This is a genomic window from Reyranella sp. (genome assembly GCF_004297265.1).
Classification (GTDB): Bacteria; Pseudomonadota; Alphaproteobacteria; order Reyranellales; family Reyranellaceae; genus Reyranella.
Genome location: NZ_SCUT01000064.1, coordinates 1 through 8,951 on the forward strand (window position 1 = coordinate 1; position 8,951 = coordinate 8,951).

The window sequence follows — 8,951 nt, forward strand, 5'->3', positions numbered from 1 at the left end:
CCTCCTGATACGCCGCGCGCGGCGTATCAGGAGGCTGAAGATCGAAAGTCGCGAAATGTCTTTTCGAAAGATCCAATCAATCTATTTTCTAGGCGTGAGTTTAGCGGAGATAGGCCCAGTTCATATTCTTTGTTATGCTTCGAGAAGAGCATCCCGACTGACTGTGAGTCGCTTGTTGCGACAAAGTATCGATCGCCTTGGTAGATATCGCTGAGTAATCCTAGGAATGATCGGCCTAAGTTTATGCCGATGTTCGAATTTATGTAGTATTTGCATTCAGCAGTTAACACGACTTTGCCGCTTCTCGGCTGTACAGAAGCGGATCTGCAGAGGTCAGCCTCGCTTTTGTACAGAACCGCTACGTCGCATTCGTGCGACACCCTGGATCGTCCCGCAACGTAGACGCCAATATGCGCTTCCAATAGAGGCCGATTTGGAAACTCAATCTCTGCGTGGCAGTAGTTGTGTGCAGCAGAAAATATGTTGGACGGAGATGTTCGAAACCAGAACTGGATGGGAGGGTTGCCGTGCCGATCCCGCAATCTGATCTGAGCACCTTCGTTGCGTGCGGCCCGAAGCACGAGTGACCATACATATGCTTCGTAGAGATCATCTCCAGCAGATGCTCGCGTAAGATTGGCGCTTTGCAAGCCGGCTAATGCAGCCTGGACTTCGTGCCAGAGATGCGGAGGCAGAGGCATATTCTACGCTCGTTAGTATGGAGTTGAAGGCTTGCTGTCGGAGGAAATATCACTCCGAATTGCCTCCAAGAGATCCTTCAGAGTGGAGGTGGCCTGTACGACTGCGTCGACCGTTTCTTTTTGGAGGGCTAAAAGGGGATCCGCTGTTTGATCATCGCCAAATCGAATGGTGGTGGATGCCGCGCTCTCGCTTACTTTCGACAGTTCAGAAATGAAGGTACGCGCCATGAGTGGTGGCGCAACGGTCGCTAGCGCCAATCCTCTCAGCAAAATGTCCAGCTTCTCCTTCGCTCGGTATTCTTGACGTTGGATGAATTCACCACTTGTTGTCCCTTCTACTCGGCGGCGCCCCAGTAGTGGGTCCGGAACGATCTTCTCTGTGTCGACTTTGAGGGTCACCGGAACCGGCTTGCCGGCGTCGATCTCGGCCTCAATTGCCTTTAAGAAATCGTCACGTTCATTCGGGCTCTCCTTTTCGCGTTTAGCTCTGAGTTCAATGATCAACCTGTTTAACAAGTCGTCGGATTCTTCGTCGGTCATCTCGGCTCCTCAACCATGAGGAGTAGATCACGCTCGTTGTCATCTCGGCAACTGTGCCGACGGTTGGAATCCTGATCAGACCTATCGTGGGAAGGGCAAGGACGACACTGGGGGCTAGGGTGCCATGCCGACAACGCTGCTAGGGCACAGAACACCAGATGATGGCCAATTACAAAGAGGCCTATAAGATGGACGCGGTTGTCGAGTATCTCGCAAAGCCAAGCATCAGAGCGCAGCGCTAGCGGCTATGGATTAGACAGATAGTCTTGCACGACAGGCGAAGGACCACGCGTCCGACGATCTCGCGTTCGGACGCGCAGCCTAGGTCGATGGCGGGGGCGGAGGCGGGGCCGTCTCCCGACAGCCCGAACCGTCCATCTCTGTCGCGGGCGGCCAGCCGCTTGATCAGCATCGGCCCGTCGCCGCGGCGGATACAGGCCACGTCACCCGTCCGCGGCCCGCAGAACCGTCCGTAGCGCTTCAGGAGGACGTGCGCGCCCGCGTCAATCGTGGCTGCGGCCGCGGGCACGCGGATCATGCGCCAGCCGAGCCACCCCGGTCGCGCTGGTCGCTTCCGCCGGCCAGGCCTTTCACCGGAGCACTCCTGCCAGAGTCAGAGGAGGGATAGAGGCAGGCCCTTCGCACGGTCTTGATGTCCTTGGTCGAACAGTACATCTCGGCGAAGCGGTTCACGAGATCGACCAGCTTCACACCGTCGGCGCGGTGGACGTCCTCTTGCAGGCGCTGCCGGCCAGTATGACCTTACGAGCGAGGTCATGATGTCCGGATACATCTCGATTTGCGGCGCCTTTTCTGCAGTGAACCGGGCACAGGCTTTGGCCGTACCTGTCTGCAGCGCGCAGGCCGCCCATCCGCAACCTCATCCTCGTCCTTCGTGACCAGCTGAGCACTTGGGAAGGATTCTTGCGTCGGCGGGAATCCTTTGCCGCCGTCAGGCCCGGCCTCTCGAGCGGATCCGGCGGCCCAGCGGTTTGACCCGGCGCCAGAGCGGCGACAGCACGCGGCTGGTCAAGGGGATCGCCAGCAGCCCGACGACAAGTCCGGCCACGCCGAAGCCCGCGGCTTCCACCGCCCAGGCGACGAGCGGCTTGGCCACGGGAACGGCGCGCGCGACGGCGGCGCCGGCGTCGTGCAGCATATGCGTCGGTCCGCCAAGGCCATAGGCGTCGAGGCCGTGCAGGATGATGCCGCCGCCGACCCAGATCATCGCCGCCGTGCCGATCGCCGAGAGCGCCTTCAGGAGATGCGGCATGGCCCGCACGATCGCGCGGCCGGTGACGCGCAACGGCGCGGCAAGCGCCGATGCCGGCGACAGCCGGGCCAGCGCCAGGCCGACATCGTCCGCTTTGACGATCAGGGCCACGGCGCCGTAGACCGCCGCGGTGATGCCGACGGCCACGACGGCGAGGATGATCGCCTGTTTCAGCCAGCTGTCCGCGGGCAGGGCGGCCAGCGTGATCGCCATGATCTCGGCCGAGAGGATGAAGTCGGTCTTGATGGCGCTCGCGATCTTCTGATCCTCGACGGTCCGCGCATCGAGGGCGACCGGCTCGATCGTCTCCTCGTGAGCCTGCGCCTCGTGCGGCAAAACGACCTCGTAGAGCTTCTCCGCGCCTTCGTAGCAGAGGTAGGCCCCGCCGAGCATCAGAAGCGGCGTGATCGCCCCGGGCAGCAGGAGGCTCAGGGCCAGGGCCGCGGGGAGGAGGATCAGGAGCTTGTTGCGCAGCGAGCCGAGCGCGATGCGGCCGATGATCGGCAGTTCGCGCGCCGGGCTGAAGTCGGTGACGTAGCGCGGGGTGACGGCCGTGTCGTCGATGACCACGCCGGCCGCCTTGACGCCGGCCTTTGCCGCCTGTCCGGCGATGTCGTCGATCGAGGCGGCGGCGAGCTTCGCCAGGGACGCGATGTCGTCGAGCAGCGCCACAAGACCGACGCTCATGGCCGCACCTCATGCCGAAGCGACCGGGGACGCCGAAGCGACTGGGGAGAGCAGCCCAGCGGGCCCACTTACCTCATCCTGAGGAGCGCCGCGATGCGGCGCGTCTCGAAGGATGGGCCACAGGCTGGGTGCGCGTTCCCACCCTTCGAGACGCATCGCTGCACGATGCTCCTCAGGGTGAGGTCGGGGTTGGAATGCTCGGCTCGATTCATTCTGGCCATTAACACTCTAGGTGGGAGATGCCGAAGCCGTGGTCAAGGCAGGGGGACGACGCTTCGAGTGCTCACGGCGACCGATCAGTGAACCGGCAGGGCCTTCGGCCGCTCTGCCGGAGCGCCCGCAAGCCTGCCCGCGACGCCGTACGCTAGTCGCGCCGCTCCGCGCTTGCGGCTGCGGAGCTGCATCGGCCAAAGTCGGAACGAACAGCAGGAGCGTCATGGACAATCGCGCGGGCGAGATGATGGTGTTTGTCCGGGTCGTGGAGGCGGGGAGCTTCTCCGAGGCGGCGCGGGCGATGATGATGACGCCGTCCACGGTTTCGAAGCTCATCGCGCGGCTGGAAGCCCGCATCGGGGTCCGGCTCATCGAGCGGTCGACGCGGCGGCTCGTGCTCACCGGCGAGGGGCAGTTCTACTACGAGCACAGCCGGTCGCTGGTCTCCCAGATCGACGAGACCGAGCAGCTTCTGGCGCAGGGCAATGCCAAGCCCGAGGGGCTGATCCGGGTCAGCTCGTCCGTGACGTTCGGGTCGGCGGCGCTGGAGCCGGTCCTGGCGGCGTTCCTGGAGGCCTATCCCGGAATCGTGGTCGACCTGTCGCTGTCGGACGAGATGGTCGATCTCTATCTCGACCGCACCGATGTCGCGATCAGGGTCGGCTCGCTGCCCGATTCGAGCCTCATGGCGCGCAAGATCGGCGAGACGCGGCGCTGCATCGTGGCCTCGCCCGCCTATCTGGAGCGTCGGGGAACGCCGCGCACGCCCGAGGACCTCGCGGGGCACAATTGCCTCGGCTTCAACTTCCGCCGCTCCCAGCCGGTCTGGCCGATGCGCGAGGGCGGCCGCATCGTCGAGCGCATGCTGAGCGGGTCGCTGCTGGCCAACAATGCCGAGACGCTGCGCCGGATGGCGATCGCCGGCGTCGGCATCGCGCGCGTGGCCGAATACCATCTGCGCGAGGCGATCGACCGCGGCGAACTGGTCGAGGTGCTGGCCGACCAGGGTCTCGAAACCTGGGACGAGATCCACGCGGTGTACCGAGGCGCCCAGCTGCTGCCCGCCCGGGTGAAGGTGTTCCTCGACTTCACCGTCCCCCGGATGGCGCAGTTCCTGACGGCCACGCGCGCGCAGCCCTCGACCATCAGCCGGTGACCGCCCTCAGGTGACCGTCAGCCGGTGATCGGCAGCGGCGCGGCCGGATCGACCAGCCGTGCCTCGCGCAGTTCCTGCCAGAAGGCGGCCGGGATCTTTTCCGCGAGCGCCGCGCTGTCCTCGGCGATGCGGCTGGGCCGGCTGGCGCCGGGGATGGCGGCCGCGACCGCGGGATGGGCCAGCGAGAATTGCAGGCCGGCGGCCTTCATGGAGATGCCGTGGCGGTCGGCGATGGCCTTGATCGCCGCCACCTTCGCGAGGATCGCGGGCGTTGCCGGCGCATATTCGAAGTTCGGGCCGCCGACCAGGGCGCCGGAACTGTAGGGACCGCCGACCACGATGCCGAGGCCGCGTTCCGCCACCATGGGCAGGGCGCGCTGCAGGGCGTGGCTGTGGTCGAGCAGCGTGTAGCGCCCGGCCAGCAGGAAGGCGTCGGGGCGCGGCTCCTCGAGCGCGAGCAGGATCTCGATCGGCTCGACCCGGTTCACGCCGAGGCCCCAGGCCTTGATGACGCCCTCGTCGCGCATCCGGTCGAGTGCCCGGAAGGCGCCCTTGCGCGCGCTCTCGAACACGCCGAGCCATTCGTCGCGATAGAAGTCCTGCGCCACGTCGTGCACGAAGACGATGTCGACATGGTCGGTGCCCAGCCGCTTCAGGCTGTCTTCGATCGAGCGGTAGGTCGCGTCCTCCGAATAGTCGTTCACGACTTTGTTGGGGCGCCCGTGCTTGAAGACCTCGCCCTTTTCGCCGTTGTCGCGCGCCGAAACCTCCTCGACCTCGTCGAGGACGAGGCGGCCCACCTTGGTGCTGATCACATACTGGTCGCGCGGCTTGTCGCGCAGCGCCGCTCCCATGCGGATTTCGGCGAGGCCCGCGCCGTAGAAGGGGGCGGTGTCGAAGTAGCGGATGCCGTCGGCCCAGGCGGCCTCGACGGTGGCCCGCGCTTCTTCTTCGGGGATGGCGCGGAACATGTTGCCCAGCGGCGCGGCGCCAAAGCCGAGACGGCTGGGAAGGATGTCGGTCAATTTCATGTCGGACTCCGGTTCGTCGGGGGTGCGCGTATGTCCGCGCCACTCCCGACGAAATAGTCACTGCGCCCGCCGCCCAGTAGCTAAGGGAGGGTCGCAGGATTTGTGAAGGCCGTTCACAGACGGATCCCGGCTCTACGCCAGCAGCTGCGTCGGGACGCCGAGAGCCAGGCCCGCTGTCGCAAGTCGCCGGTCGAGCGTATGCACGGTGGCGCCGTGCTCCGATGCCGTCGCGAGGTGCAGGGCATCGCCGGCGCGAAGCCCGAGCGCCTGCTGGTCGACGAACTTCGCCGCCGTCCGGAAATGCGCGCTCGTGACCGGCAGAACGGTGAAGCTCTCCGCAACGAGCTTGTTGAACAAGGCGAGCACGGTGGCCCGCTGGCCCAGATCGATCTGTCCGGTTCGCACCTTGATGGCCATGGCGGAGGACATCTCGGTCAGCGTCCAGTCGCTGATCAGGAGCTGCGCAGGGTCCTGCCGGGCCAGCCAGGCCTGCGTCCGCGCGGTCATGCCCTCGTTGGAAAGCGCGGCAACGATCAGCGAGGTGTCGAGATAGAGCATCAGTAGCGATCGCCGTCCCGCATCGTCGACACGAGATCTGCCGCATCCTGCTTTTGCGGCGGCAAGGTCGCGGTCAAGGCCTGCAGCAGCGCGCCATCGACCCGCTTGCGTGGCCTTTCGGGCGCGGTCAGCCGGGCGACCGGCTTGCCCCGGCGGGTGATGTCGATCGAATCCCCGGCTTCGACCCGGTCGACCAGTTCGCTCAGATGGGCTTTGGCTTCGGCCAGCGTAATGGCGTTCATGACCTGCTCCTGACCAACTAGATGGTCATGTAGCGCAGGTGTATCGCTTATTCCAGACCCGCTCCGGACTTTCTCGCCGCGCTGCGCGCTACCGCCCTCTGGACCGACGGCATTCCCGCCGATACTACCGCCGGCTCCCTCCCGCGTACCCCGGTCCCCATGATCCGCCTCGACAACATCAGCAAGCAGAACGGCCACCAGATCCTGTTCATCGACGCCTCGATGGGCCTCCAGAAGGGGGAGAAGGCGGGGCTGGTGGGGCCCAACGGCGCCGGCAAGACGACACTGTTCCGGATGATCTCGGGCCAGGAACAGCCCGACGACGGCCAGGTGACGATCGATGCCGGCATGACCATCGGCTATTTCAGCCAGGACGTCGGCGAGATGTCGGGCATGAGCGCCGTCGCGGCGGTGATGGACGGGGTCGGGCCGGTGAGCGCGCTGGCGGTCGAGATCGCCCGGCTCGAGGCGGCGATGGCCGACCCGGAGCAGGCCGACAACATGGACGCGCTGATCGAGCGCTACGGCGAGGTGCAGGGGCGCTTCGAGGAGCTGGACGGCTATGCGCTCGACGCCCGCGCGCGCGAGGTGCTGGCCGGGCTGTCGTTCAGCCAGGAGCGGATGGACGGCGATGTCGGGCTGCTGTCCGGCGGCTGGAAGATGCGGGTGGCGCTGGCCCGCATCCTGCTGATGCGGCCCGACGGCATGCTGCTCGACGAGCCCTCCAACCATCTCGATCTCGAGAGCCTGATCTGGCTGGAGGACTTCCTCAAGAACTACGAGGGCGCGCTGCTGATGACCAGCCACGACCGCGAGTTCATGAACCGCATCGTCGGCAAGATTATCGAGATCGACGGCGGCACGCTCACTACCTACTCCGGCAACTTCGACTTCTACGAGGTCCAACGCGCGCTCTCCGAGAAGCAGCGCCAGGCGCAGTTCGAGCGCCAGCAGGCGATGCTGGCCAAGGAGATGAAGTTCATCGAGCGCTTCAAGGCGCGCGCGTCCCATGCCGCGCAGGTGCAGAGCCGGGTGAAGAAGCTCGACAAGATCGAGAAGGTGGAGCCGCCGCGGCGCCGCCAGTCGGTGCGGTTCGAGTTCCGAGCACCGCCGCGCTCGGGCGAGGACGTGGTGAGCTTCCGCAACGTCCACAAGGGCTACGGCACGCAGCCGATCTATTCGGGCCTCGACCTCCGGCTGCGCCGCAAGGAGCGATGGTGCGTGCTGGGCGCCAACGGTGCGGGCAAGTCGACGCTGCTCAAGCTGGTGGCCGGCGCGACGGAGCCCGATGACGGCGCCGTCACTCTCGGTGCCAGCGTCAAAATGGGCTACTTCGCGCAGCACTCGATGGACCTGCTGGACGGCGACGACACGATCTTCGAATCGCTCGACGGGTCGTTCCCGCAGGCCGGTACCGGCGCGCTGAAGTCGCTGGCCGGCTGCTTCGGCTTCTCCGGCGACGATGTCGAGAAGCCCTGCCGCGTCCTGTCGGGCGGCGAGAAGGCGCGGCTGGTCATGGCCAAGATGCTGTTCGATCCGCCCAACTTCCTGGTGCTCGACGAGCCGACCAACCATCTCGACATGGCGACCAAGGAGATGCTGGTCGCGGCGCTGGCGGACTTCGAGGGCACCATGCTGTTCGTGTCACACGACCGTCACTTCCTGGCCGCCCTCTCGAACCGGGTGCTGGAAGTGACGCCCGAGGGCGTCCATCAATATGGCGGCGGCTACACCGAATACGTGTCCTCGACGGGCAGGGAAGCGCCGGGTCTCCATCCGGGCTGACGGAATTCTTCAGCGCACTGTCGGCCTGTGCCGGCCTCGTTCGTCGTTCCGGAGGATGACTTTCCGCAAGGAGACGGACATGCGCGTGATGGTGATCGTGAAGGCGACCGAAGACAGCGAGAAGGGCTTCACCCGGACGCCGGAGGCGATGGCAATGATGGAGGCCATGGGCCGGTTCAACGACGAACTGGAGAAGGCCGGCATCCTGCGGGCGGCCGACGGACTGAAGCCCACGTCCGAGGGCAAGCGGGTCGCCTTCGACGGCGCGGGGCGGACGGTGGTCGACGGACCTTTCTTGCCCGCCCGGGATCAGGCGGCCGGCTTCTGGCTCTGGGAGGTCAAGGACATGGATGAGGCGGTCGCCTGGGTGAAACGCTGTCCCAATCCCATGCCGGGGCCGAGCGAGATCGAGATCCGGCCGCTTTACGAGATGTCCGACTGGGAATGAGGCGCCGCCGCCACCCACGGTTTGGCCGCCTTTTTGCGTGATGTCGGGCGCTGGCGATTGCTGTCATTGACGGTTAAGGAACCGCGGCGATAGTACGATGCCCTTTGAGCGTACCCAGGCACGGGAGATGGTTGGCGATGCGTATAGCGATGATCGGGTCTGGTTACGTCGGTCTTGTGTCTGGGGCCTGCTTCGCACATTTCGGGCACGATGTTTTCTGCGTGGACAAGGATGCGGGGAAGATCGATCGGCTGCTGAAGGGGGTGATGCCGATCTACGAGCCGGGTCTGGACAAGCTGGTGTCGGACAATGTGGAG

At 65.2% G+C, this 8,951-nt stretch carries 9 protein-coding genes and 1 pseudogene; 4 read left to right on the plus strand and 6 right to left on the minus strand.

The window, feature by feature from the left end; genetic code table 11:
• Positions 1–713: 713 nt before the first annotated feature.
• The 3 genes from EPO41_RS28940 to EPO41_RS28950 form a co-directional block, all read right to left on the minus strand.
• A complete protein-coding gene (locus EPO41_RS28940; protein WP_296332947.1) occupies positions 714–1,241 on the minus strand; it encodes a hypothetical protein in 528 nt (175 codons plus the stop codon).
• A 238-nt stretch (positions 1,242–1,479) separates the two neighbouring features.
• Positions 1,480–1,779 (minus strand): S24/S26 family peptidase, encoded by a 300-nt coding sequence (locus EPO41_RS28945; protein WP_296332951.1) that lies wholly within the window; start codon positions 1,777–1,779, stop codon positions 1,480–1,482.
• Positions 1,780–2,193: 414 nt separating this feature from the next.
• A complete protein-coding gene (locus EPO41_RS28950; RefSeq protein WP_296332953.1) occupies positions 2,194–3,201 on the minus strand; it encodes a DUF808 domain-containing protein in 1,008 nt (335 codons plus the stop codon).
• Between the two features lie 436 nt (positions 3,202–3,637).
• Between EPO41_RS28950 and EPO41_RS28955 the strand changes: the two genes are divergently transcribed.
• Complete coding sequence (locus EPO41_RS28955; protein WP_296332955.1) at positions 3,638–4,570, plus strand: LysR family transcriptional regulator; 933 nt, start codon at positions 3,638–3,640, stop codon at positions 4,568–4,570.
• Between the two features lie 17 nt (positions 4,571–4,587).
• Here EPO41_RS28955 and EPO41_RS28960 read toward each other — a convergent pair whose 3' ends face one another.
• The 3 genes from EPO41_RS28960 to EPO41_RS28970 form a co-directional block, all read right to left on the minus strand.
• Complete coding sequence (locus tag EPO41_RS28960) at positions 4,588–5,601, minus strand: aldo/keto reductase (protein ID WP_296332957.1); 1,014 nt, start codon at positions 5,599–5,601, stop codon at positions 4,588–4,590.
• Positions 5,602–5,733: 132 nt separating this feature from the next.
• Positions 5,734–6,159, minus strand: coding sequence for a type II toxin-antitoxin system VapC family toxin (locus tag EPO41_RS28965; RefSeq protein ID WP_296332959.1), 426 nt, complete (start codon positions 6,157–6,159; stop codon positions 5,734–5,736).
• Positions 6,159–6,401, minus strand: coding sequence for a type II toxin-antitoxin system prevent-host-death family antitoxin (locus tag EPO41_RS28970; protein WP_296332962.1), 243 nt, complete (start codon positions 6,399–6,401; stop codon positions 6,159–6,161). Before EPO41_RS28970 ends, EPO41_RS28965 begins: the two co-directional genes overlap by 1 nt.
• Before the next feature lie 159 nt (positions 6,402–6,560).
• Between EPO41_RS28970 and EPO41_RS28975 the strand changes: the two genes are divergently transcribed.
• The 3 genes and pseudogenes from EPO41_RS28975 to EPO41_RS28985 all read left to right on the plus strand — a co-directional run.
• Positions 6,561–8,186 (plus strand): ABC-F family ATP-binding cassette domain-containing protein, encoded by a 1,626-nt coding sequence (locus EPO41_RS28975; RefSeq protein ID WP_296332965.1) that lies wholly within the window; start codon positions 6,561–6,563, stop codon positions 8,184–8,186.
• Between the two features lie 79 nt (positions 8,187–8,265).
• Complete coding sequence (locus EPO41_RS28980) at positions 8,266–8,634, plus strand: YciI family protein (RefSeq protein ID WP_296332969.1); 369 nt, start codon at positions 8,266–8,268, stop codon at positions 8,632–8,634.
• Positions 8,635–8,771: 137 nt separating this feature from the next.
• A pseudogene (locus tag EPO41_RS28985) lies at positions 8,772–8,951 on the plus strand (UDP-glucose 6-dehydrogenase); the annotation flags it as partial.